Source organism: Cupriavidus sp. JZ107, assembly GCF_053903255.1.
The window spans coordinates 2,638,204-2,660,244 of record NZ_CP096481.1; the positions used below are offsets into that span (position 1 = coordinate 2,638,204).

The window sequence follows — 22,041 nt, forward strand, 5'->3', positions numbered from 1 at the left end:
AACACCGGCGGCCGGCCCATCCCGGGCGCGGCCGCCCACCGAACCCTGGAGAACGATATGGATCACGGTTTCTACCCGAGCAACCTCGACGGCGAAGGCCTGCGCATCGGCATCGTGCAGGCGCGTTTCAACGAACCGGTCTGCGACGAACTGCGCGAAGCCTGCCTGGCCGAGCTGGAAACGCTGGGCATCGAAGGCGAAGACACGCTGGTGGTGACGGTGCCCGGCGCACTGGAAGTTCCGCTGGCGCTGCAGAAGATGGCCGAGAGCGGCCAGTTCGATGCGCTGATCGCGCTGGGCGCCGTGGTGCGCGGCGAAACCTACCACTTCGAGCTCGTTTCGAACGAGTCGGGCGCTGGCATCACGCGCGTCGGCCTGGACTTCAACCTGCCGATCGCCAACGGCATCCTGACCGTCGATACCGACGCCCAGGCCCACGCCCGCACCCGCGAGAAGGGCCGCGACTGCGCCCGTGCGGCGGTCGAAATGGCGAACCTGGTGGCGGCGCTCGATTCGCTGCGTGGCCAGGACGACGAGGACGAGGACGACGATGAGTGATGCAGCACAGGGCGGCAAGCCTGCCGCCAAGTCCGGCCGCTCCGACGCCAAGGCGCCGCCCAAGAGCGCGCGCCGCCGCTCGCGCGAACTGGCGCTGCAGGGCCTGTACCAGTGGCTGCTGAACCGCAACGACATCGGCGCGATCCAGGCCCACCTGCACGATGCCCAGGGCTTCAACAAGGCCGATCGCGAGCATTTCGACGCGCTGCTCAACGGCGCCGTGCGCGAGGAAGAACGGCTGACCGCGGCCTTCTCGCCGTTCCTGGACCGCACGGTGGACGAGCTGTCGCCGGTGGAGCGCGCCGCGCTGCTGATCGGCAGCTACGAGCTGGTGCACTGCATCGACATCCCGTACAAGGTCGTCATCAACGAGGCCGTCGAGCTGACCAAGACCTTTGGCGGCGTCGAAGGCTACAAGTACGTCAACGGCGTGCTCGACAAGGTTGCCGCCCAGGTGCGCGCGACCGAGGTCGCCGCCCGACGCTGACCGGCGCCCTGCCCGCGGCATGCGCCGGACCGACACCCGCCCAGGCGGGTGTTTTCATTTCCGGCGATGATTGCGGCTGGGCCCGCGCCTCGCCTGCCCTCTTTCAAGCACCGCTTTTTCCGCCGACTCCACCGACTCCACCGACTCCACCGACTCCACCGACTCCACCGATTCAACCCATTCCACCGATTCCAACGTTTCCCGCCATGGACCCACAGCGCCTCGCCACCGCCTCCCGCCTCGCCAATATCCGCGCCTTCCACGTGATGGAGCTGGCCAAGCAGGCCGCCGAGCTCGAACGAGCCGGCCGCCACATCATCCATATGGGCATCGGCGAGCCGGACTTTACCGCGGCCGAGCCCGTGGTGCGGGCGGCGGAAGCGGCCATGCGTCGCGGCGTGACGCAATACACCGGCGCGCTCGGCATCCATGCGCTGCGCGAGGCGATCGCCGGCTACTACAAGACCGCCTACGGGCTCGATATCCCGGCCCGCCGGGTCATCGTCACGGCCGGCGCCTCCGGTGCGCTGCTGCTGGCCTGCGCGGTGCTGGTCGAGATCGGCGCCGAGGTGCTGATGCCGGACCCGAGCTATCCCTGCAACCGTCACTTCGTCGCGGCATTCGACGGCGTCGCCAGGATGATTCCCAGCGGCCCGGAGGCGCGCTTCCAGCTGACCGCCGATCAGGTGCGCGAACACTGGGGAGAATCGACCCGCGGCGTGCTGCTGGCCTCGCCGTCGAACCCGACCGGCACCTCGATCCTGCCCGACGAGCTGGCGCGCATCCTCGCCGAGGTGCGGCAGCGCCGCGGCTTCGCGATCGTCGACGAGATCTACCAGGGACTGTCGTATGACGGCCGGCCTGTGTCGGCGCTGTCGCTGGACGACAATGCCGTCACGGTCAACAGCTTCTCCAAGTACTTCAACATGACGGGCTGGCGGCTGGGCTGGCTGGTGGTGCCGGACGCGCTGGTGGCGGACTTCGAGAAGGTCGCGCAGAACCTGTTCATCTGTGCGTCGGCGGTGGCGCAGCACGCGGCGCTGGCGTGCTTCACGCCCGAGGCGCTGGCGATCTACGACGAGCGCAAGGCGGAATTCCAGCGCCGCCGCGACGCCATCGTGCCCGCGCTCAAAGCGCTGGGCTTCGGCGTGCCGGTCAGGCCCGATGGCGCGTTCTATGTCTACGCCGATTGCCGCGGCGTCCAGCATGCGGCCGCCGGCGATTCGGACCGGCTGACGCAGGCGATGTTGCACGATGCAGGCGTGGTGCTGGTGCCCGGTCTGGACTTCGGTCCGCATACCGCGCGCGAGTACATCCGCATCTCGTACGCCACGTCGCTGGCGCATATCGAGGAAGCGATGCGGCGGCTCGGCAAGCTGTTCGGGAAATAGAGATAGCGCAATCGCGGCGGCCATCGCCGCGGCCCGCCAAAACGAAAGCGGCGCAGCCAATCAGGCTGCGCCGCTTTTCTTTGGGCCCTGCGCGGACAAACCCGCGCCGCAATCCGGCTATCAGGCCTTGCGGGGCGTCTGCGCCGCCTCCAGCTCGATGCCGTCCTGCGGCTCGGGCGTGTGCTCGGCCTGCGTCTTGGTCGACGACGGACCCGGCAGCGACTCGGTCGCGTCCGGCGTCGCCGCCTTGCCCCGGATGCCCAGCACCTGGCGCAGCTTCGCGCGCTCGGCCAGCACCTTGGCGCCATAGCCGCCATCGGTCGCCGTGGTGGCGCCGACGTAGTACTTCAGGCCGCCTTCGATCGAACCCGCGCGGGCGATGCAGTCCTTCAGCACCAGCGCGCCGATCTTGATGTTGGCGTAAGGATTGAGCGCGGCCGCCACGCCGCCGACGTGCTCGTACTTGTCCTGGTGGACCTTGGTCATGACCTGCATCAGGCCCTGCGCGCCCACGCCACTCTCCGCGTACGGATTGAAGCTGGACTCGATCGCGATCACGCCCAGGATCAGCAGCGGATCGATGCCGACCTCGCGGCCGGTCAGATAGGCGGCCTTGACCAGTTGCGCGGTCGCCTGCGCGGCCACGCGGTACTTGCGCGCGATGTACTCGGCCACCGCGGCCTGTTCGCGCGCGTTGGCCAGCGTGCTGCTGTAGCGCGCGTCCAGCGCCACGCGCTGGGCCGGGATACGGGCCGCCAGATGGGCGACCGACGGCACCTTCGACTGGCCGGCATTGGCCCACTCGCTAACGCCCGAGACGCTCGGCAGGCCGGCCGTGGCGACCGGCAAAGCGGCGCCGCCGCCTGCCGGCACCTTGACGGCCGGCAGCAGCTTGGCCGCCGCCACATCCGCCGTGCTGGCATGGACCGGCGCCGACGCGGTCGCCGCCTCCAGCAGGATGGCGGGCGCTTCATCGCCGGCCAGCATGCCGGCCAGCGCGGTGCGCCATTCCTGGCTGACCGACAGCGAAATGCCGGCCACCACCGCGATCAGACCCGCGCCGTTCAGCGCGTACTTCAACGTTGCACGGCCGCCGCGCAGTGCGCGGCCGGCCACCGGATGCGCGAGACGAACCTGCAAGGCACGCCGCACACCGGGAACCGGTTGCCTGAAGCGGACCTGCAACGCCCGCCCGACACCGGGAAGATGAAGGGTTTTCCAACCACTCATGCTTACCTCCATGCGCCGCCGTCTCCCGGTCCTGCAGGGCATTCGCCCACGCATCACCGTGCTCTGGCAACGTAGTCAAGTAAGGACACCGCACCGCCTTGCAGGGACGACCGGCATCTGTTGTTGGTGGGCGCTCCCCAAGCGCCCAGCGATTAGCAGAGGAGGCTCTTGGGGTAGCCTGCCCTGCTGCGAAGACTCAAGACGCGCCGGTCGTTGCCGGCGGTGATCGGAGGGACCTCCCATGTAGCGGTCCGCTCTGGTTGATCCAACGTGGTGATCTGCGTTACACCCCTTGACAGGATCGAAAAGTTCGTTGTTGCAACGCAGCACACCTTTGAGCAGACGCGATTGTAAAAACCGTTTTATATCGAGTCAAGAATTAAGAAATCGAAAACAATTCCTTTTCGTTATATCAAAACCCCGCTATTGTGGGGTGAAAGAATCACTCGGCTGGCCGCAATCGTAGTGCTGGCCTAGGATGCCCCGCGCTGCTCGTCCGCCTGTCTTTCAAAAAAACTTACAATTTGCCGGTACGCTGTGCCGCAAAATTTTTCTTCCGAAGCGGTCCAATATGGATCGTAGTTCACTCAGATCGACACTCCGATGAGCGCGGCGCCATTGCCGCGCCCCTCGCCAAACCACAAATTCCTGATGCAATACAAAGACTTGCGCGATTTCATCGGTCAGCTTGAACAACAGGGCGAGTTACGGCGCATCGCGGCGCCGGTGTCGCCCGACCTCGAAATGACCGAGATCTGCGATCGCCTGCTGCGTGCCGAAGGTCCCGCCGTGCTGTTCAAACGCCCCACGCAGAAGACGGCGGCGGGCAACGGCACGGCAGCTGGTGAGGCGATTTTCGACATGCCGGTGCTCGCCAATCTGTTCGGCACACCACGCAGGGTCGCATTGGGCATGGGCGCGGAATCGCTGGCCGATCTGCGCGACATCGGGCGCGTGCTGTCGGCCCTGAAGGAACCCGAACCGCCGCGCGGCCTGCGCGAGGCCGGCAAGCTGTTCACGCTGGTCAAGTCGGTCTGGGACATGGCGCCGAAGAAGGTGTCCAGCCCGGCCTGCCAGGAGATCGTCTGGGAAGGCAACGACGTCGACCTGGCGCGCCTGCCGATCCAGAAGTGCTGGCCCGGCGACGCCGCACCGCTGATCACCTGGGGCCTGGTGGTCACCAAAGGCCCGCACAAGAAGCGGCAGAACCTGGGCATCTACCGCCAGCAGGTGATCGGCCGCAACCAGGTCATCATGCGCTGGCTCGCGCACCGCGGCGGCGCGCTCGACTTCCGCGAGCACGCGCTGGCCAATCCGGGCAAGCCGTTTCCGATCGCGGTCGCACTGGGCGCCGATCCGGCCACGATGCTCGGCGCGGTGACGCCGGTGCCCGACACGCTGTCCGAATACCAGTTCGCCGGCCTGCTGCGCGGCAGCCGTACCGCGCTGGCCGGCTGCCTGACGCCGACGCTGTCCGAACTGAGCGTGCCCGCCTCGGCCGAGATCGTGCTCGAAGGCCATATCCAGCCCGACCCCACCCATCCGTCCGGCTATCAGCACGCGCTGGAGGGCCCGTTCGGCGACCATACCGGCTACTACAACGAGCAGGACTGGTTCCCGGTCTTCACGATCGACCGCATCACGATGCGGCGCGATCCGATCTATCACTCGACCTACACCGGCAAGCCGCCCGACGAACCCGCAGTGCTCGGCGTCGCGCTGAACGAGGTGTTCGTGCCGCTGCTGCAGAAGCAGTTTCCCGAGATCACCGACTTCTATCTGCCGCCCGAGGGCTGCAGCTACCGGATGGCGGTGGTCCGCATGAAGAAGCAGTACGCCGGCCACGCCAAGCGCGTGATGTTCGGCGTCTGGAGCTTCCTGCGGCAGTTCATGTATACGAAGTTCATCGTCGTGGTCGACGACGATGTCGACGTGCGCGACTGGAAGGAGGTGATCTGGGCGATCACCACGCGGGTCGATCCGACGCGCGATACGGTGCTGGTCGACAATACGCCGATCGACTACCTCGACTTCGCCTCACCGGTGTCGGGCCTGGGCTCGAAGATGGGCATCGACGCCACCGACAAGTGGCCGGGCGAAACCACGCGCGAATGGGGGCGTCCGATCCAGATGGACGCGGCGACCAAGACCCGCGTCGACGGCATGTGGGAGACGCTGTTCGAGCGCCCGTCCGGCGGCTGAGCGCCGCGCGCGCCCGGCGGCCCGGACGCGGCCGCCGCCATCCCCCGCTATCATCTGCAACCAGAACCGATACGAGAACCGATTACAGGAGACCACGATGGCCAATGCGCTAGACCGAATCCAGGACCGTGCCCTGGTCCGCAGCCAGTCCTATGTCAATGGCGAATGGGTCGGCGCCGACAACGGCACGACCTTCCCGGTGATCGACCCGGCGAACAACCAGCAACTGGTGCAGGTCGCCAACCTGGGCGCCGCCGAGACCGAGCGCGCGATCGCCGCCGCCGACGCGGCCTGGCCGGCCTGGCGCGCGAAGACGGCCAAGGAGCGCGCGAATCTGATGCGCCGCTGGTTCGATCTGCTGATCGCGAACGCCGACGACCTGGCCGCGCTGATGACGGCCGAACAGGGCAAGCCGCTGGCCGAATCGAAGGGCGAGGTCGTCTACGGCGCGTCCTTTATCGAGTGGTTCGCCGAGGAAGCCAAGCGCGTCAGCGGCGACGTGCCGGCCTCGACCTGGGCCGACAAGCGCATGGTGGTGCTGAAGCAGCCGATCGGCGTCTGTGCGTCGATCACGCCATGGAACTTCCCGATCGCGATGATCACGCGCAAGTGCGCGCCCGCGCTGGCCGCCGGCTGCACCATCGTGGTCAAGCCGGCCGAGCAGACGCCGCTGTGCGCGCTGGCGATGGCCGAGCTGGCGCACCGCGCCGGCATTCCGGCCGGCGTGATCAATATCGTCACCGGCGATGCCGACCAGTCGATCGCGATCGGCAAGACGCTGTGCGCGTCGCCGGTGGTCCGCCATTTGTCATTCACCGGCTCGACGCCGGTCGGCCGCATCCTGATGGAGCAGTGCGCGCCGACGGTCAAGAAGATCGCGCTGGAGCTGGGGGGCCACGCGCCCTTCATCGTGTTCGACGATGCCGATATCGATGCCGCGGTCGAAGGCGCGATCGCGTCGAAGTACCGCAACGCGGGCCAGACCTGCGTCTGCACCAACCGTTTCTATGCGCATGAGTCGATCTACGACGAGTTCGTCGCCAAGCTGGCGCGCCAGGCAGAGGGGCTGCGCGTGGGCAACGGCTTCGATGCCGGCGTGGCGCAGGGCCCGCTGATCGACGACCAGGCGGTGCAGAAGGTGCGCCAGCATATCGACGACGCGACCTCGCGCGGCGCACGCCTGCTGACCGGCGGCAAGCTGGTCGAGGGCCTGGGGTCGAGCCGCTTCATCGCGCCGACCGTGCTGGCCGACGCGACCCCCGAGATGCTGATCTCGCGCGAGGAGACCTTCGGCCCCGTGGCCGCGGTGTTCAAGTTCCGCGACGAGCAGGAGGCCGTGGCGCTGGCCAATGCCAGCGAGTTCGGCCTCGCCTCGTATTTCTACAGCCGCGATATCGGCCGCGTCTGGCGCGTCGCCGAGCAGCTCGAATACGGCATGGTCGGCATCAACACCGGCCTGATCTCGAACGAGGTGGCGCCGTTCGGCGGCGTCAAGCAGTCTGGCCTCGGCCGCGAGGGTTCGACCTACGGCATCGACGAGTACCTCGAGCTGAAGTACCTTTGCCTCGGCGGCATCTGACCGCCGCGCGGGCGCCGGCGGCGCCCGCCGCCATCCCGCATCCCTTGCGCCACACCGAAGCCCGCGCTGCCATCGGCAAGCCGGCGTAAAAACAAGGCAGAGGAGGAGACATGACGACGCTGGAAGAAGGCAAGCTGGTCTGGACGCCGTCGCCCGCGGTGCGCGAGCGCGCGCAGCTGACCCAGTTCATGAAGTGGCTGCGCGACGAGCGCGCTCTTGCCTTTGACGATTACGACAGCCTGTGGCGCTGGTCGGTCACCGAGATCGAAGCGTTCTGGGACGCGATCCGCGCCTACTTCGACGTCCGCTTCGACACGCCGGCCAGGCAAGTGCTGGCGCGCCGCGAGATGCCGGGGGCGCGCTGGTTCGAGGGCGCCACGCTGAACTATGTGCAGCAGGTCTTCCGCCATGCGGGCGAAGGCCCGGCGCGCCAGCGCGCCGCGATTCGCCATGCCGGAGAAGCGCAGCCGCTGGCCGAACTGAGCTGGGACGCGCTCGAGGCGCAGGTCGCGGCGCTGGCGCATACGCTGCGCCAGCTCGGCGTCGAGCGCGGCGATCGCGTCGCGGGCTATCTGCCCAATATCCCGCAGACCATCGTTGCCTTCCTCGCCACCGCGAGCGTCGGCGCGGTCTGGTCGGGCTGCGCCCCGGACATGGGACAGGTCGCGGTGATCGACCGCTTCCGCCAGATCGAACCGAAGGTGCTGATCGCCGTCGACGGCTACCGCTACGGCGGCAAGACCTACGACCGTGCGCCGGTCGTCGCGCAGCTGGTCGATGCGCTGCCATCGCTGACGGACTTGATCGTCGTGCCGCTGCTGGGTACGCCGGACGAGATGTTGCCGGCCGCGCCGGCAACCGCACCTGCAACCGCACCCGCACCGGCCACGTCGTCGGGCACTGCAAACGCCCTGCGCCGCCATCGCTGGCAAGACGCACTCGCCCACCAGGTGCCGCTGCAGATCGACAGCGTGCCGTTCGACCACCCACTGTGGATCGTCTATTCGTCCGGCACCACCGGCATGCCCAAGCCCATCGTCCACGGCCACGGCGGCATCGTGATCGAGCAGCTCAAGCTGATGGCGTTCCACAACGACCTTGGCCCCGACGATGTCTTCCACTGGTACAGCAGCAGCGGCTGGATCATGTGGAACGCGCAGGTGGCCGGGCTGCTGCTCGGCACCACCATCGCGATCTACGACGGCAATCCGGCCTGGCCCGACGCCGGCGTGCTGTGGCGCTTTGCCGAACAGGCCGGCATCACGGTGTTCGGTGCCGGCGCGGCGTTCTTCACCGGCGGCATCAAGGCCGGCGTGGTGCCGTCGCGCGAGGCCGACCTGAGCCGCCTGCGCGGCATCGGCTCGACCGGCTCGCCGCTGCCCGCCGAGGCCTACGACTGGATCTACCGCAACGTGCGCGCCGATATCTGGCTGGCCCCGATGTCCGGCGGCACCGATTTCGCCGGCTCGTTCGTCGCCGGCTGCCCGCTGCTGCCGGTCTACGCCGGCGAGATGCAATGCCGCTGCCTCGGCGCCAAGGTCGAGGCCTTCGACGAGGCCGGCCATGCGCGGATCGACGAGGTCGGCGAACTGGTCTGCACCGAGCCGATGCCCTCGATGCCGCTGTACCTGTGGGGCGACGCCGACGGCAAGCGCTACCGCGACAGCTATTTCGATACCTACCCCGGCGTCTGGCGCCACGGCGACTGGATCAAGATCACCTCGCGCGGCGGCGCCATCATCTACGGCCGCTCGGACGCCACCATCAACCGGCACGGCATCCGCATGGGCACCAGCGAGCTGTATCGCGTGGTGGAGGAACTGCCGGAGGTGCTCGACAGCATGGTGGTCGACCTCGAATATCTCGGCCGCGACTCGTATATGCCGCTGTTCGTCGTGCTGCGCGAAGGCATCGCGCTCGACGACACGCTGGTCGACACGATCCGCGCGCGCATCCGCGAGGCGCTGTCGTCACGGCACGTGCCCAACGCGATCCTGCAGGTGCCGGGCATTCCGCGCACGCTGTCGGGCAAGAAGATGGAGGTGCCGATCAAGAAGCTGCTGCTCGGCCACGACCCCGACAAGATCGCCAATCGCGATGCGATGGCCAATCCGGACACGCTGGACTGGTACTTCGACTACGCGCGGCGGTACTTGAGCGAGACCAGCGCGGCGACGGCCTAGCGTATCGCGGCATCGACGCCATCGACGTATCGAAGGGCGGGCGGCGCCGTGCCGGTATCATGCGGCTTCGCCCGCCTGTCCCCGTTCCGCGACTACCATGCCCAGCTACCCGACGTTTCGCTTCCAGGACCAGGACCTGATCCGCATCGGGGACGACCACGACGCGCTGCTGCTCGCGCCGCGGGCCGGTGGCCGCCTGGTGCGCTGGATCCATCGCGGCGCCGACATCCTGTTCTGGCCGGACCACGCCGACTGGTCGCGCCCGGCCAAGATCCGCGGCGGCAATCCGCTGCTGTTTCCCTTTATCGGCCGCCATTTCGTCGACGGCGAAGCAGGCAAATGGCGCGATGCCGGCGGCGTGGTACGGACGATGCCGCAGCACGGTTTCGCACGCGACCTGCCGTTCGAGATCGAGCACTGCGATCCGGCGCGGTCGATCACGATGGTGCTGACCGATTCCGATGCGACGCGCGACGCCTATCCGTTTTCGTTCCGCTTCGAGGCAAGCTACCGGCTGCTGGAAGACGGACTCGAAGTCACGTTGGCGGTGCGCAATACCGGCCGCGAGCCGCTGCCCTTCTATGCGGGCCACCACTTCTATTTCGCCGTGCCTCACGAATTGCGCGGCCAATGCCGGCTGACGATGCCGCCGGCCGAATGGCTACGGCAGCGCCCCGATGGCAGCCTGACCGCGGCCGAGCCCGGCGAAGCGGTCTACGCACTGGACGACCCGCGCTTGCAGGACACCTTCCACCGCTTGCATGCGCCCGTGGCCCGCGCGTGCCAGCTGGCGATTCCGTCAAGCGATGGCGGCGGCACGGGCCGCGCCATCCGGATCGATCTCGATGCCAACGGAAGCACGGTCCCCTGGCAAGCCGTGACGACCTGGAGCGAACGCGAGGATTCGGACTTCTATTGCGTCGAGCCGTGGCTGGCCTTGCCCGACGCGATTCATCGGCCCGGCGAAACGCTGTGGGTTGCGCCAGGCGACCGCACCGAGGCGGTTTGCCGGCTGCTTCCCACCTAGCCGCCTTGCGCGCGCAGCCGGATCGCGCATAAAATGGCCGCCTCGCGCGGGCGTCGTATAATGGCTATTACCTTGGCTTCCCAAGCCAAAGACGTGGGTTCGATTCCCATCGCCCGCTCCACCCTTCCCTCCTGCAGTTCCTTCCGGTTGTATGAGCGCCTGTCGGTGTTCTCTCGCGATGCCGGCCGTTTCCCCGAATAACGCAGTGCCCCGATCAGCGATCGCATCGCCCGCGACGAATGGCGGCGACTCGGATAGTAGAGGTGGTAGCCGGGAAACATCGCCGCCATCCTCGGGGCGCTGACCGCGCGCCGCCCGGTGCGCCACCTCGGAGCCCGCCTCCACCGCTACCGCGGCCTGCCTGCGCTGATCCATTGCTCGACCTGTCGCAGGGTCAGGCGATAGCGCGCGCAGTTATGAAGGTCCAGGCTGCGAAGCTCCGCATCGAGCAGGGTTCGGAAGACCTCGCTTTGGTCTTGCTGCAGCGACATGGCGGCGATCGCCTCCTCAGCGGTTTGGCGCTCCCGTACCACGCGGCCGATCGCCTCGTTCAAGGCTTCGCGGAACTGCAGCCGCACAGGGTCGGGAACGCCCATCGCTTCCAGCATCACGGCGTATTTCCGGATCGAACGCCGGTAAGCCCATTCGAACAGGTCGGCGGCCAAGGCGATGTTGCGGTGTTCGTAGACGCCCATCATGGCCAGCGCGTAGTCGCGCACCTCGATATCGAGGAACGACAGCGGCGCACAGTTGTAGAGCATCAACGGAATGTTGGCGGACAGCCGGCTGGTGCGCTTGTTGCCGTCCTCGAACGGCTGCAGGTAGGCGAGATTGACCCACAGGAAGAACGAGGCTTCGACGGGGTTCTTGATGCTTCGGGCCTTCTCGATGATCTGGCCCAGCATCTCTTCGAGCAGGTTCGGCACCTGGGCCGGCAAATAGGTCGTGTCGGTGATATTGACCACCTTGCGACGAATGCCGCCGAGTCCGCTGGCGTCCGCCAGCAGGTCGCGCATCAGGATGGCATGCACGTTTCGGACGAGCACGGTGGTCAACCCATACTCGGGCACCGCATCGACCATGAATTCGATGGCGGCCTTGTGATTGAGCAGCATGACCGCATCGAGGTCGCCGTCCGTGATCCCGCTCTTGAAGAGCTGCTCCGTGGCCAGCAGCGAATAGCGGTTGCCTTCGAGCCTCGACGACGCCCAGGACAGATCGATCAGCAGCGGTTCCAGCACCTTGCGCGCATAGGTGCCGGCAGGCTGCTGGCCGCTCATCCGGCCTTCCTCTGCCAGCGCGGCCGCAAGTCTCGGAGACAGCAACGTGCTGACGTTGGGCACATAGGCGTCGACGAACGATCGATCGTAGGTGACCGGCTCTCGCATGCCCAAGGGAAGCGACAGTATCGCCAGGATCGCCTGGCTTTCGTCGGACCACGCCGGTCCGCGACGGTCCGCGGGCCGCGGCGCCACCGTCGCGACCGGCTGGCCGCCCTCGGCAAGGCGATATCGCGTGGCGCGTGACCGCCCCTCGCGCACCACCTGGCCGTCTCGGACGAGCGCGTCGAGTTGACGCTTGACCGTGGTCCAGCTCGCCCGGACTTTACTTTTAAGTTCGGTAGAGCTGAGCCATGGGGCGTTCGTACGGCTTTGCTGTTGAAGTGCAGCAAGAACCTCATCTCTGACTGTCATTGGCCTCGTCCGGGCAGTTTTGGCCCATTCTAGCTCATTGCAGCTCATTTCCAGCTCGTTCCAGCTCATTGCAGCCCATTTCGGCCCATTTCGGCCCGTTGCAGCTCATTGCACCCATTCCAGCGCTGAAAGACAGGCCCCACCGCAGACCGAAAGTATCGTCCCGGGACAAACAGCGGCGCGGCTATTGCGCCGGTACGCCTGCGGTAAAATGGCGCCCCTGACAAACGTATCCTCTGGCCGCCGCTCTCGCCCTGTTCGGTGAATCGCCCGGCGGCCTTTTTGTTGCCATGCTTCCCGACGAATCCACCCCTACCCTGCCCGACGACGAGATGTCCGGCACTGCCGGCGAGCCGATCAGCCACGCGCAAGACCCCGCCGCCAATGTCGCCCATCCGCGCCGCATCCGCTCCTTCGTGCGCCGGGCGGGGCGGACCTCGACCGGCCAGCAGCGCGCCATCGACGAGCTGGGCCCGCGCTTCGTGCTGCCCTACACCGGCCAGCCGCTGGACTGGCAGGCGGCGTTCGGGCGAGAAGCGCCATCGATCCTGGAGATCGGCTTCGGCATGGGGGAGACGACGGCGCATATCGCGCAGCTGCGGCCGCAGGACAACTTCCTCGGCTGCGAGGTGCACGAGCCGGGCGTGGGGGCACTGCTCAAGCTGATCGGCGAGTGCGGCATCGGCAATATCCGGATCCTGCAGCACGACGCGGTCGAAGTGGTCGCCCACATGCTGACCGAGCAGAGCCTGGATGGGGTGCACATCTTCTTCCCCGATCCGTGGCACAAGAAGCGCCACAACAAGCGCCGGCTGGTGCAGCCGCCGCTGGTCAAGCTGTTGGCGAGCCGTTTGAAGTCCGGCGGCTATCTGCACTGTGCGACCGACTGGGAGGAGTACGCGCACCAGATGGTCGAGGTGCTGTCGGGCGAGCCGACGCTGGCCAATACTTCGGACGCGCCGGGCGGCTTTGCCGAGCGGCCCGACTACCGGCCGGTGACCAAGTTCGAGCGCCGCGGGCTACGGCTTGGACACGGCGTCTGGGATGTGGTGTTCCGCAAGCGGGGATGAGCGGAGGCTGAAGGATAGCTGACCTGACCCTCAGGCGGCCTATTGCGTTCTCCCTCTCCGCCTCATGGGAGAGGGCCGGGGAAAGGGAGGTGGTTTCAATCGGCATTGGCATGACCACCGCCGCATGCCCTCTCCCCCGCCCCTCTCCCGCAAGCGGGAGAGGGGAGAAAGAATGCAGCACTACGGGGCTTGGCAAACCCAATGTGTTCTCCCTCTCCCCCTCATGGGGGAGAGGGTTGGGGAGAGGGAGGTGGTTTCAAACCATGCCGGCATGACCACCGCCGCATGCCCTCTCCCCCCGCCCCTCTGTCGCAAGCGGGAGAGGGGAGCAACCACGCGGCAAAGACGTTCAACCGTGCCAGGCCACGATGCCCAGCTGCGCGGTGGCCAGCACCAGCACGCCGAACACGATCCGGTACCAGGCGAAGGGCTTGAAGTCGTGCGTCGCGACGAATCGCAGCAGCCAGCGCACGCACAGGAAGGCCGACAGGAAGGCGAACACGAAGCCGATCGCGAACACGCCGATGTCGTCGGCCGACAGCAGATCGCGCGCCTTGTACAGTTCGTAGACGCTGGCGCCGAAGATCACCGGGATCGCCAGGAAGAACGAGAACTCGGTCGCGACCTGGCGCGACAGTCCGAACAGCATGCCCCCGATGATGGTGGCGCCCGAGCGCGAGGTGCCCGGCACCAGCGCGAAGCACTGCGCGATGCCGACCTTCAGCGCGTCGCGCCAGTTCATGTCGTCGACCGATTCGATGCGCGGCGCGCTGGCCTTGGCCGCCTCGAGCAGCGCATTGCCTTGCGGATGCGACACCTGCCCGCGCCGGCTTTCGCGCCATTCGGCCAGCAGGATCACCAGTCCGCCGACGATGAACGCCGTCGCCACCGTGATCGGGTTGAACAGATAGGCCTTGATCCATTTGCCGAGCAGGAAGGCCAGCACGATCGCCGGCACCGTCGCGATGATCACGTTGATCGCGAAACGCTGCGCGCGCGGCTCGGTCGCGAGCCCGCCGACGACGTCGGCGATGCGCCGGCGGAATTCCCAGCAGACGGCCAGGATCGCGCCGAACTGGATCACGATCTCGAAGATCTTGCCCTTCTCGTCGTTGAAGTTCAGCAGCTCGCCGGCCAGGATCAGGTGCCCGGTGCTGGAGATCGGGAGAAACTCGGTCAGTCCTTCGACGATGCCGAGGATCAGGGCTTTGAGGGCGATGGCGATATCCATGCGATAGCGGACGATTGAAGCGATTCAGGGACAAGGCGCCCGCCGGCCGGCGCATTGGCGCAGCCACACGGGCACGCGTTGATAGCGTTGTTGACAGCGTCGATTCCAGGGGACGACCCAGGGCGGCACGACCATGCCGCCCCGCGAAGGCCGGGCGAACGCCGGCCCCGCATCGAATATTGTTCTTGCTGCTACTGCCGGTTGATCTTGACGTTGATGCCGTCCGGCAGCACGGTGATTGTACCGGGCTCGACACGCGAGCCGCCGAACTTGAGCTCGTCGGGCTTGAACGTATAGAGCGGATAGTCCTGCAGCAGCTGCTCGGCCAGAATGCCGCCGAGCGCGTTCAGCTGACGCGAGTACTGCTGCGGCAGCCCGGCCACGTCGAACTGCTTGACCTCCGGATCCTGCAGCACCACGGACTTCGTCGCCGGGTCGTAGCGCAGCGCGCTGTCGAGGGCAAAGCGTCCCTTCATCGCCTCGCGGAAGAACAGCCGGTTGTCCAGCGTGGCGTCGAACGCGATGCTGACGCGATTGCGCTGCGGATCGAGCACCAGTTGCGGGTTGGCCAGCTGGATGTCGAACAGCTGCATGTAGCGCTGGCTGAACGGAAACTTGCGCTCGAGCGCGGACTGCAGCTGGCTCTGCGAAAAGGTGTATTCGTTGCCGACCCAGCCGCAGCCGGCCAGCCAGGCGAGCGACACGGTCAGCGCGGCGGTGCCGCAGGCCGCCAGCCAGCGCCGGCGAGAAATCGTGGCCATCCACTGTTCTCCAGGTTCGGTCAGGCGCCGCGGGCCGATGTCGGCGCGGTCGCGACCTCAAGTTGCGTCAGCCAGTGCAGCGCCGCCTCGCGCGATTCGCCGCACATCTCGGCCGAGGGTCGCAGGCCGCCACAGAAGGCAGGCCGCTCCGGGCGGCCGAACACGGCGCAGCGCATGTCGGGCAGCAACTGCGCGCACGGTACGCCGGCCGGCTTGCCCCGCGGCATGCCCGGCAGCGGCGAGGCGATCGACGGCGCGATACAGCAGGCGCCGCAACCGGCACGGCAGGAAACGTCAGACTGGCAAGACATCGCAATGGTTCAGAACGGCCTGGCGGAGGCGATCGCCCGGCGCCAAAGCCGCCATTGTGCACCACCGCCCGGCCGTGGCCTGTGTTCCGGCCCACATCCGGGCGCCGCGCTTGACCGCTCCCGGGCGTGCACACTACATTACTGACCCATCGGTTATTTATTTCGCCGCCCGTCCTGGCGCGGCGCTCCCCTGCAGTGAATCCACCCCAAGTCCGACGCCTCGACGCCACCGCTGGTGCCAACACCGGGCCCAACGACGGCGCCCCCGAAGCGCGGCGCTGGTCGCGCCGCAAATCCGCCCGTCCGCAGGAGCTGGTGGCGGCGGCGCTCGAACTGTTCGTCGAGCGCGGCTACGCGGCCACGCGGCTGGAAGACGTCGCCGCGGCGGCCGGGGTATCGAAGGGCACGGTCTATCTGTACTTCGCCAACAAGAAGGAACTGTTCAAGACCGTGGTGCGCGAGAACCTGGTGCCGGCGCTGGTGCGCGGCACCGATCTGGTCGACACCTACGAGGGTTCGACCCCGGAGCTGCTGCGCGAGCTGCTGCGCGGCTGGTGGGGACTGATCGGCGCGACGCCGGTGGCCGGCCTGACCAAGCTGATCATGGCGGAATCGGCCAACTTCCCCGATATCGCGCGCTTCTACCACGAGGAGGTGATGGTGCCCGGCGACGAGCTGTTCGCGCGCGTGCTGGCCCGTGGCGTCGCCCGCGGCGAGTTCCGCTCGCTGCCGGCCAACCCGACCACCACGCTGATCTGCGCGCCGCTGGTTTTCCTGATGCTGTGGCAGCGCGCGTTCCGCATCGGCTCGGACGTCGACATCGATCCGGAGGCGTTTCTGGACAACCTGCTGCAGGTGCTGCTGTTCGGCCTGACCGCCGGCGCCGCGCGCGATACGCCGCTGCCGCCGCAGGCCGGTCCCTACGTCTGGGAACAGATCCGCGACGAGATGCAGGAACAAGCCCGTCTGCAAGGCGACGCTCGCGTCGACGGATCGCCGCACGATACCGTGCGCCACCCCGTGCGTGCAGTGCGGGCAAACGGCCGCCCCACCCCGGCGGCCACTCCCGAACCGAAACCGAAACGCCGCCGTACCGGCCGCGCCCCTGACGATGAAGATTTCGCGTAACAAGCTGCTGCTCGTGGTGTTGGGCCTGGCCGTGCTGGTCGGCGCCGGCGCGATGGTGCGGAAGGCCAGCGGCAGCAAGCAGCCCCCTGCAGCGGTGGCCCCTGCCCCGGCGGCCAACGTGATCGAGCTGCTGCAGGCCGACGTGGTCGCCGCCGCGGCGCACGACCTGCGCGTGACGCTGCCGCTGTCGGGCAGCCTGCGCGCGCTGAACCAGGCCGCGGTCAAGGCCAAGGTCTCGGGCGAGGTCCGCGACGTGCTGGTGCGCGAAGGCGAACCGGTGCGCGCGGGCCAGGTGATCGTGCGCATCGATCCGACCGAATACCAGGCCAAGGTCACGCAGGCGCGCGGGCAGATGCTGGCCCAGCGCGGGCAGTACGAGAACGCGCGCCAGACATACGAGCGCAATCGCGACCTGGTCGGACGCGGCTTCATCTCGAAGACCGCCTTCGACAAGTTCCAGTCCGAGCTCGACGTGGCCAAGGCCAATCTCGATGCGGCCGAGGGCGGGCTGGCGGTCGCACAGAAGGCGCTGACCGACACCGTGGTCAAGTCGCCGCTGGACGGCATGGTCGCCGTGCGCTCGGTGCAGCCGGGCGAGAAGGTGTCGCCGGACACCGCGCTGCTGGAGGTGGTCGACCTGCGCGTCCTCGAACTGGAGGCGCCGGTGCCGATGGCCGATGTCGGCCGCGTGGCGATCGGCCAGCCGGTCCAGCTTGAGGTCGAGGGCGCGGGCCGCTTCGAGGGCAAGCTGGTGCGGATCAACCCGGCCGTCACGCAGGGCACGCGCAGCATCATGGTCTACGTGCGCGTCGACAATCCCGAGCACCGGCTGCGCGCCGGCATGTTCGCGCAGGGCGGCCTGGTACTGGGACAGCGCGCCGGCGTGGTATCGGTGCCGATCACCGCGGTGCGCACCGAGGGCGAGCGCGCGTTCGTCTATGTGATCGAGAACGGCGTGCTGGCCGAGCGGCCGGTGCAGCTTGGCATCCGCGACGACAGCACCGGGCTGGTCGAGATCGCCGGCGGCTTGGCGAGCGGCGCGCAGGTCGTGCGCAGCAACCTCGGCACCTTGCGGGTCGGCAGTCAGGTTCGCCTGACCAAGGCCTGAACGAGCGGAGCGCCCGATATGTGGTTCACGCGTCTGTCGATCCGCAACCCGGTGATGGCCACGATGATGATGATGGCCTTCATCGTGATCGGGCTGTTTTCGTACCAGCGGCTGCCGGTCGACCAGTTCCCGGACATCACCTTCCCGATCGTCGTGGTGCAGACCGAATATCCGGGCGCGCCGCCCGAGTCGGTCGAGTCCGATGTCACGCGCAAGGTCGAGGAGATCGTCAATACGATTTCGGGCATCGACGAGATCTTCTCGCACTCGTACCAGGGCACCTCGGTCGTCGTGATCAAGTTCGACCTGTCGGTCGACGTGGCGCAGGCCGCCCAGGACGTGCGCGACAAGATCGCGCTGATTCGGCCGCAGTTCCGCGACGAGGTCGAGGAACCGCGCGTGCTGCGCTACGACCCGTCGGACGCGCCGATCTTCCATCTGTCGGTCTCCAACGCGCCCGGCTCCGCGCGCAGCCAGCGCGAGCTGACCACCATCGCCGACCAGATCGTGCGCAAGCGGCTGGAGACGGTGCGCGGGGTCGGCGCGATCAGCATCGTCGGCGGCACCAAGCGCGAGATCGAGATCCGGATCCGCCCGGCGCAGCTGGAGGCGCTGGGCATCGGTGTCGACCAGGTGATGACCGCGATCCGCAACGAGAACCAGGAGCTGCCCGCGGGCGAGCTGCGTTCGTCGGCGACCGAGACCGTGGTGCAGATCAAGGGCCGTGTGGTGGATCCGGCCGCGTTCAGGCAGATCATCGTCGCGCGCCGGGGCAATCAGCCGGTCACGCTCGAGCAGGTGGCCGAGGTCCGCGACGGCGAACAGGAACAGGAAAGCCTGGCCCTGCTCGGCGGCAAGCGCGCGCTGTTCCTGTCGGTGGTCAAGGCGCAGGGGCAGAACACCGTCGATACCGTCGACGGTCTGGTGCGCATGACCGACGAGGTGCGCAAGCTGGTGCCGGCCGGCGTGCAGCTGACCGTGATCAACGACAGCGCGCGCGGCATCCGCCGCAGCGTCGACGAGGTCCGCTCGACGCTGCTCGAGGGTGCGTTCCTGACGGTGGCGATCGTCTTCCTGTTCCTCGGCTCGTGGCGCAGCACGGTGATCACCGGCCTGACGCTGCCGATCGCGCTGATCGGCACCTTCGGCGTGATGTACCTGTTCGGCTTCACGCTGAACGTGATCACGCTGATGGCGCTGTCGCTGTGCGTCGGCCTGCTGATCGACGATGCCATCGTCGTGCGCGAAAACATCGTGCGGCACAACCTGATGGGCAAGAACCACCGCGCCGCGGCGCTGGACGGCACCGAGGAGATCGGCCTGGCGGTGCTGGCGACGACGTTCTCGATCGTCGCGGTGTTCCTGCCGGTCGGCTTCATGGGCGGCATCATCGGCCGCTTCTTCCATCAGTTCGGCATCACCGTGGTCGCCGCGGTGATGATCTCGATGTTCGTGTCGTTCACGCTGGACCCGATGCTGTCGTCGGTCTGGCACGACCCGGACCTGCACGGCACCGGCAACAAGCGCAGCTGGTACGGCCGCAGCATCGGCCGGCTGCTGGACTGGTTCTCGGCGCGGATGGACGCGCTCGGCCACGGCTATGGCGCAATGCTGGGCTGGGCGCTGAAGCACCGGCTGGCGACCGCGCTGATCGCCGTGGTGACCTTCTTCGGCAGCTTCGCGCTGGTGCCGCTGATCGGCACCGAGTTCGTACCGAACGCCGACCTCGGCGAGACGCAGATCGGCTTCACCACGCCGGTCGGCACCGCGCTCGAGGTCACCGAAGCCAAGGTGCGGCAGGTCGAGGCAGCGCTGCGCGAATTCCCCGAAGTCGCCTACACCTACGCGACCATCAATGCCGGCAACACTTCGGGCCGCAACAACGCGCTGGTGTCGGTGCGGCTGGTCGACCGCAAGCAGCGCGAGCGGACCACCACGCAGCTCAATCCCTTGATCCGCGAGCGGATGAACCGCATCGCCGGCATCACGCTGACGATGGTCGGCATGCCCGATGGCGCCGGCGGGCAGAAGGCGATCCAGGTCTCGCTGCAGGGCGACGACCTGGGTGAACTGAAGCGGCTGTCGGAGGAGGCATCGCGCCGGATGCGGGCGATCCCCGGGCTGGTCGATCTCGATTCCAGCATGAAGGACGACCGTCCCACCGTCGAGGTGCGGATCCGCCGCGAGCTAGCCTCGGACCTGGGCATCGGCATCACGCAGATCGGCAATGCGCTGCGGCCACTGCTGGCCGGCGATGCGATCAGCAGCTGGCGCGCGCCGGACGACGAGAACTACGACGTCCGCGTGCGGCTGCCGAAGGACGCGCGCACCGGCATGGCGGACCTGTCGGCGCTGATGATCGCCAGCACGCAGACCAACCCCGACGGCTCGCCGCGGATGGTGCCGCTGCGCCAGATCGCCGAGCTGGTGCCGACCACCGGGGCCAATCAGATCAGCCGGCGCGACCTGAACCGCGAGGTCGAACTGACGGCCAATACGGCCGGACGGTCGCAGGGCGAGGTCGCGCGCGACATCCAGCACGCGCTCGACGGCATGACGTGGCCGGTCGGCTACAAGTACCGCTTCGGCGGCTCGACCAAGTCGATGAACGAATCGTTCGGCTATGCGGTGTCGGCGCTCGCGCTGGCGGTGATCTTCATCTACATGATCCTGGCCTCGCAGTTCGCCAGCTTCTTCCAGCCGATCGCCATCATGACGTCGCTGCCGCTGACGCTGATCGGCGTGTTCGCGGCGCTGCTGCTGTTCGGCTCGACGCTGAACATGTTCTCGATCATCGGCTTCATCATGCTGATGGGCCTGGTGACCAAGAACGCGATCCTGCTGGTCGACTTCGCCAATCAGGCGCGGCGCGGCGAGCACGGCAAGGCGCCGCTGTCGCGCGAGGCCGCGCTGGTCGAGGCGGCCCGCGTGCGGCTGCGCCCGATCCTGATGACCACGCTGGCGATGATCTTCGGCATGGTGCCGCTGGCCTTCAGCCTCGGTGAAGGCGCCGAGCAGCGCGCGCCGATGGGCCAGACGGTGATCGGCGGCATCATCACCTCGTCGATCCTGACGCTGGTGGTGGTGCCGGTGATCTACACCTACCTGGACGACTTTGGTGGCTGGCTGGCCCGGCGCTGGCGGGGCAAGGCGGCGGCGGAGGGAACCCGGACGGGGGCCGGGACGGTCGCCGGACAGGGCGACGACGCCGCGGACCCCGCGCTGCCCGCTTCGGGCCGGCCCGCGAGCGCGGAATGACAGCCAGTCCCGCCGCCGCCAGGCGCCCGGCCCCCTGCTGCCGTCGGATGCCCCGGCGTCACGCCGGGGAGTTAAAATGTCGGGTTTGACGGAATTCCCCGGCCCCTGGCACCGCGCGGCCGGAATACGAAACAGATAGCGGTTGGCATAGCAAGGAAGGCAAGATGGACCTCGAAAAAGCCCGATTCAACATGATCGAACAGCAGATCCGGCCCTGGGACGTGCTGGATCAGGAAATCCTCGACCTGCTGGCCGTGGTCAAGCGCGAGCAGTTCGTGCCCGCGGCGTACCAGGCGCTGGCCTTCGTCGATACGGAAATTCCGCTGCCGGGCGGCCAGAACATGCTGGCACCGCGCGTCGAGGCCCGCGTGCTGCAGGAACTGGGCGTGCGCAAGCACGAGAACGTGCTGGAGATCGGCGCCGGTTCCGGCTACATGGCCGCGCTGCTGGCCCATCGCGCCCGCCACGTGCTGACCGTGGACATCCGCCCCGAACTGGCCGCGCTGGCGCGCGAGAACCTGGCCAAGGCCGGCATCGTCAACGTCGAGGTCGCCGAGGGCAATGCCGCCGACGGCTGGCCCGCCGGCGCCCCCTACGACGTGATCTGCATCTCCGGCTCGCTGCCGGCGGTGCCCGAGGCGATGCTGTCGCAGATCAAGGTCGGCGGCCGCATCGCCGCCTTCGTCGGCACGCTGCCGGTGATGGAGGCGCAGCTGATCACGCGTGTGTCGGACACCGAATACCAGACCGTCAATCTGTTCGAGACCGCGGTCGCCCCGCTGACCGGCATCAAGCCGCCGTCGCGCTTCCAGTTCTGAACCGG

General features: G+C 67.7%; 17 protein-coding genes and 1 tRNA gene. 13 read left to right on the forward strand and 5 right to left on the reverse strand.

Annotated elements, in window-relative coordinates:
• The first annotated feature begins 57 nt into the window (after nucleotides 1-57).
• The 3 genes from ribH (at nucleotide 58) to M1D55_RS21620 (ending at nucleotide 2,436) form a co-directional block, all read left to right on the forward strand.
• Nucleotides 58-558 carry a 6,7-dimethyl-8-ribityllumazine synthase gene (gene ribH / locus M1D55_RS21610; protein WP_006579654.1) on the forward strand — a complete coding sequence of 167 codons (501 nt, stop codon included), beginning with the start codon at nucleotides 58-60 and terminating at the stop codon, nucleotides 556-558.
• The gene (gene nusB, locus M1D55_RS21615) at nucleotides 551-1,045 is read left to right on the forward strand and encodes a transcription antitermination factor NusB (protein WP_006579655.1); all 495 of its coding nucleotides are present in this window, start codon (nucleotides 551-553) and stop codon (nucleotides 1,043-1,045) included. Before ribH ends, nusB begins: the two co-directional genes overlap by 8 nt.
• Before the next feature lie 206 nt (nucleotides 1,046-1,251).
• Complete coding sequence (locus M1D55_RS21620; RefSeq protein WP_456281794.1) at nucleotides 1,252-2,436, forward strand: pyridoxal phosphate-dependent aminotransferase; 1,185 nt, start codon at nucleotides 1,252-1,254, stop codon at nucleotides 2,434-2,436.
• 120 nt (nucleotides 2,437-2,556) lie between these two features.
• Here M1D55_RS21620 and M1D55_RS21625 read toward each other — a convergent pair whose 3' ends face one another.
• The gene (locus M1D55_RS21625) at nucleotides 2,557-3,666 is read right to left on the reverse strand and encodes a transglycosylase SLT domain-containing protein (RefSeq protein WP_456281795.1); all 1,110 of its coding nucleotides are present in this window, start codon (nucleotides 3,664-3,666) and stop codon (nucleotides 2,557-2,559) included.
• 651 nt (nucleotides 3,667-4,317) lie between these two features.
• Here M1D55_RS21625 and ubiD point away from each other — a divergent pair.
• The 5 genes from ubiD to M1D55_RS21650 all read left to right on the forward strand — a co-directional run bounded on the left by ubiD (nucleotide 4,318) and on the right by M1D55_RS21650 (nucleotide 10,778).
• Nucleotides 4,318-5,868, forward strand: coding sequence for a 4-hydroxy-3-polyprenylbenzoate decarboxylase (gene ubiD, locus M1D55_RS21630; RefSeq protein ID WP_456281796.1), 1,551 nt, complete (start codon nucleotides 4,318-4,320; stop codon nucleotides 5,866-5,868).
• A 97-nt stretch (nucleotides 5,869-5,965) separates the two neighbouring features.
• Nucleotides 5,966-7,447, forward strand: a complete 1,482-nt coding sequence (locus M1D55_RS21635) for an NAD-dependent succinate-semialdehyde dehydrogenase (RefSeq protein ID WP_456281797.1) — start codon at nucleotides 5,966-5,968, stop codon at nucleotides 7,445-7,447.
• 110 nt (nucleotides 7,448-7,557) lie between these two features.
• On the forward strand, nucleotides 7,558-9,630 hold the full coding sequence (locus tag M1D55_RS21640) for an acetoacetate--CoA ligase (RefSeq protein WP_456281798.1): 2,073 nt from the start codon (nucleotides 7,558-7,560) through the stop codon (nucleotides 9,628-9,630).
• A gap of 97 nt (nucleotides 9,631-9,727) precedes the next feature.
• Complete coding sequence (locus M1D55_RS21645; RefSeq protein WP_456281799.1) at nucleotides 9,728-10,657, forward strand: aldose epimerase family protein; 930 nt, start codon at nucleotides 9,728-9,730, stop codon at nucleotides 10,655-10,657.
• Nucleotides 10,658-10,703: 46 nt separating this feature from the next.
• A tRNA-Gly gene (locus tag M1D55_RS21650) sits at nucleotides 10,704-10,778 on the forward strand.
• A gap of 226 nt (nucleotides 10,779-11,004) precedes the next feature.
• On the opposite strand, the gene M1D55_RS21655 is transcribed toward M1D55_RS21650, so the two are convergent.
• A complete protein-coding gene (locus M1D55_RS21655; protein WP_456281800.1) occupies nucleotides 11,005-12,420 on the reverse strand; it encodes a Fic family protein in 1,416 nt (471 codons plus the stop codon).
• Nucleotides 12,421-12,641: 221 nt separating this feature from the next.
• Between M1D55_RS21655 and trmB the strand changes: the two genes are divergently transcribed.
• Complete coding sequence (gene trmB, locus M1D55_RS21660) at nucleotides 12,642-13,421, forward strand: tRNA (guanosine(46)-N7)-methyltransferase TrmB (protein WP_456281801.1); 780 nt, start codon at nucleotides 12,642-12,644, stop codon at nucleotides 13,419-13,421.
• A 349-nt stretch (nucleotides 13,422-13,770) separates the two neighbouring features.
• Here trmB and M1D55_RS21665 read toward each other — a convergent pair whose 3' ends face one another.
• The 3 genes from M1D55_RS21665 to M1D55_RS21675 all read right to left on the reverse strand — a co-directional run bounded on the left by M1D55_RS21665 (nucleotide 13,771) and on the right by M1D55_RS21675 (nucleotide 15,724).
• Nucleotides 13,771-14,652, reverse strand: a complete 882-nt coding sequence (locus M1D55_RS21665) for an undecaprenyl-diphosphate phosphatase (protein WP_064572797.1) — start codon at nucleotides 14,650-14,652, stop codon at nucleotides 13,771-13,773.
• A 191-nt stretch (nucleotides 14,653-14,843) separates the two neighbouring features.
• On the reverse strand, nucleotides 14,844-15,413 hold the full coding sequence (locus M1D55_RS21670; protein WP_064572795.1) for a DUF1439 domain-containing protein: 570 nt from the start codon (nucleotides 15,411-15,413) through the stop codon (nucleotides 14,844-14,846).
• Nucleotides 15,414-15,433: 20 nt separating this feature from the next.
• The gene (locus tag M1D55_RS21675; protein WP_064572794.1) at nucleotides 15,434-15,724 is read right to left on the reverse strand and encodes a YkgJ family cysteine cluster protein; all 291 of its coding nucleotides are present in this window, start codon (nucleotides 15,722-15,724) and stop codon (nucleotides 15,434-15,436) included.
• A 195-nt stretch (nucleotides 15,725-15,919) separates the two neighbouring features.
• Between M1D55_RS21675 and M1D55_RS21680 the strand changes: the two genes are divergently transcribed.
• From M1D55_RS21680 to M1D55_RS21695, 4 genes are all read left to right on the forward strand, one after another.
• Nucleotides 15,920-16,852, forward strand: a complete 933-nt coding sequence (locus M1D55_RS21680) for a TetR/AcrR family transcriptional regulator (RefSeq protein ID WP_231906235.1) — start codon at nucleotides 15,920-15,922, stop codon at nucleotides 16,850-16,852.
• 52 nt (nucleotides 16,853-16,904) lie between these two features.
• Nucleotides 16,905-17,960 carry an efflux RND transporter periplasmic adaptor subunit gene (locus tag M1D55_RS21685; protein WP_006576561.1) on the forward strand — a complete coding sequence of 352 codons (1,056 nt, stop codon included), beginning with the start codon at nucleotides 16,905-16,907 and terminating at the stop codon, nucleotides 17,958-17,960.
• Between the two features lie 18 nt (nucleotides 17,961-17,978).
• Nucleotides 17,979-21,218, forward strand: a complete 3,240-nt coding sequence (locus M1D55_RS21690) for an efflux RND transporter permease subunit (protein ID WP_456281802.1) — start codon at nucleotides 17,979-17,981, stop codon at nucleotides 21,216-21,218.
• A 164-nt stretch (nucleotides 21,219-21,382) separates the two neighbouring features.
• Nucleotides 21,383-22,036 (forward strand): protein-L-isoaspartate O-methyltransferase family protein, encoded by a 654-nt coding sequence (locus M1D55_RS21695; RefSeq protein WP_006579502.1) that lies wholly within the window; start codon nucleotides 21,383-21,385, stop codon nucleotides 22,034-22,036.
• The last annotated feature ends 5 nt before the right edge of the window (nucleotides 22,037-22,041 follow it).

Excerpts from the sequence above, each read along its gene's own strand:
- ribH (WP_006579654.1), top strand. The coding sequence starts at position 58 with ATGGATCACGGTTTCTACCCGAGCAACCTCGACGGCGAAGGCCTGCGC.
- nusB (WP_006579655.1), top strand. The coding sequence starts at position 551 with ATGAGTGATGCAGCACAGGGCGGCAAGCCTGCCGCCAAGTCCGGCCGC.
- M1D55_RS21620 (WP_456281794.1), top strand. The coding sequence starts at position 1,252 with ATGGACCCACAGCGCCTCGCCACCGCCTCCCGCCTCGCCAATATCCGC.
- M1D55_RS21625 (WP_456281795.1), bottom strand. The coding sequence starts at position 3,666 with ATGAGTGGTTGGAAAACCCTTCATCTTCCCGGTGTCGGGCGGGCGTTG.
- ubiD (WP_456281796.1), top strand. The coding sequence starts at position 4,318 with ATGCAATACAAAGACTTGCGCGATTTCATCGGTCAGCTTGAACAACAG.
- M1D55_RS21635 (WP_456281797.1), top strand. The coding sequence starts at position 5,966 with ATGGCCAATGCGCTAGACCGAATCCAGGACCGTGCCCTGGTCCGCAGC.
- M1D55_RS21640 (WP_456281798.1), top strand. The coding sequence starts at position 7,558 with ATGACGACGCTGGAAGAAGGCAAGCTGGTCTGGACGCCGTCGCCCGCG.
- M1D55_RS21645 (WP_456281799.1), top strand. The coding sequence starts at position 9,728 with ATGCCCAGCTACCCGACGTTTCGCTTCCAGGACCAGGACCTGATCCGC.
- M1D55_RS21655 (WP_456281800.1), bottom strand. The coding sequence starts at position 12,420 with ATGAGCTGGAACGAGCTGGAAATGAGCTGCAATGAGCTAGAATGGGCC.
- trmB (WP_456281801.1), top strand. The coding sequence starts at position 12,642 with ATGCTTCCCGACGAATCCACCCCTACCCTGCCCGACGACGAGATGTCC.
- M1D55_RS21665 (WP_064572797.1), bottom strand. The coding sequence starts at position 14,652 with ATGGATATCGCCATCGCCCTCAAAGCCCTGATCCTCGGCATCGTCGAA.
- M1D55_RS21670 (WP_064572795.1), bottom strand. The coding sequence starts at position 15,413 with ATGGCCACGATTTCTCGCCGGCGCTGGCTGGCGGCCTGCGGCACCGCC.
- M1D55_RS21675 (WP_064572794.1), bottom strand. The coding sequence starts at position 15,724 with ATGTCTTGCCAGTCTGACGTTTCCTGCCGTGCCGGTTGCGGCGCCTGC.
- M1D55_RS21685 (WP_006576561.1), top strand. The coding sequence starts at position 16,905 with ATGGTGCGGAAGGCCAGCGGCAGCAAGCAGCCCCCTGCAGCGGTGGCC.
- M1D55_RS21690 (WP_456281802.1), top strand. The coding sequence starts at position 17,979 with ATGTGGTTCACGCGTCTGTCGATCCGCAACCCGGTGATGGCCACGATG.
- M1D55_RS21695 (WP_006579502.1), top strand. The coding sequence starts at position 21,383 with ATGGACCTCGAAAAAGCCCGATTCAACATGATCGAACAGCAGATCCGG.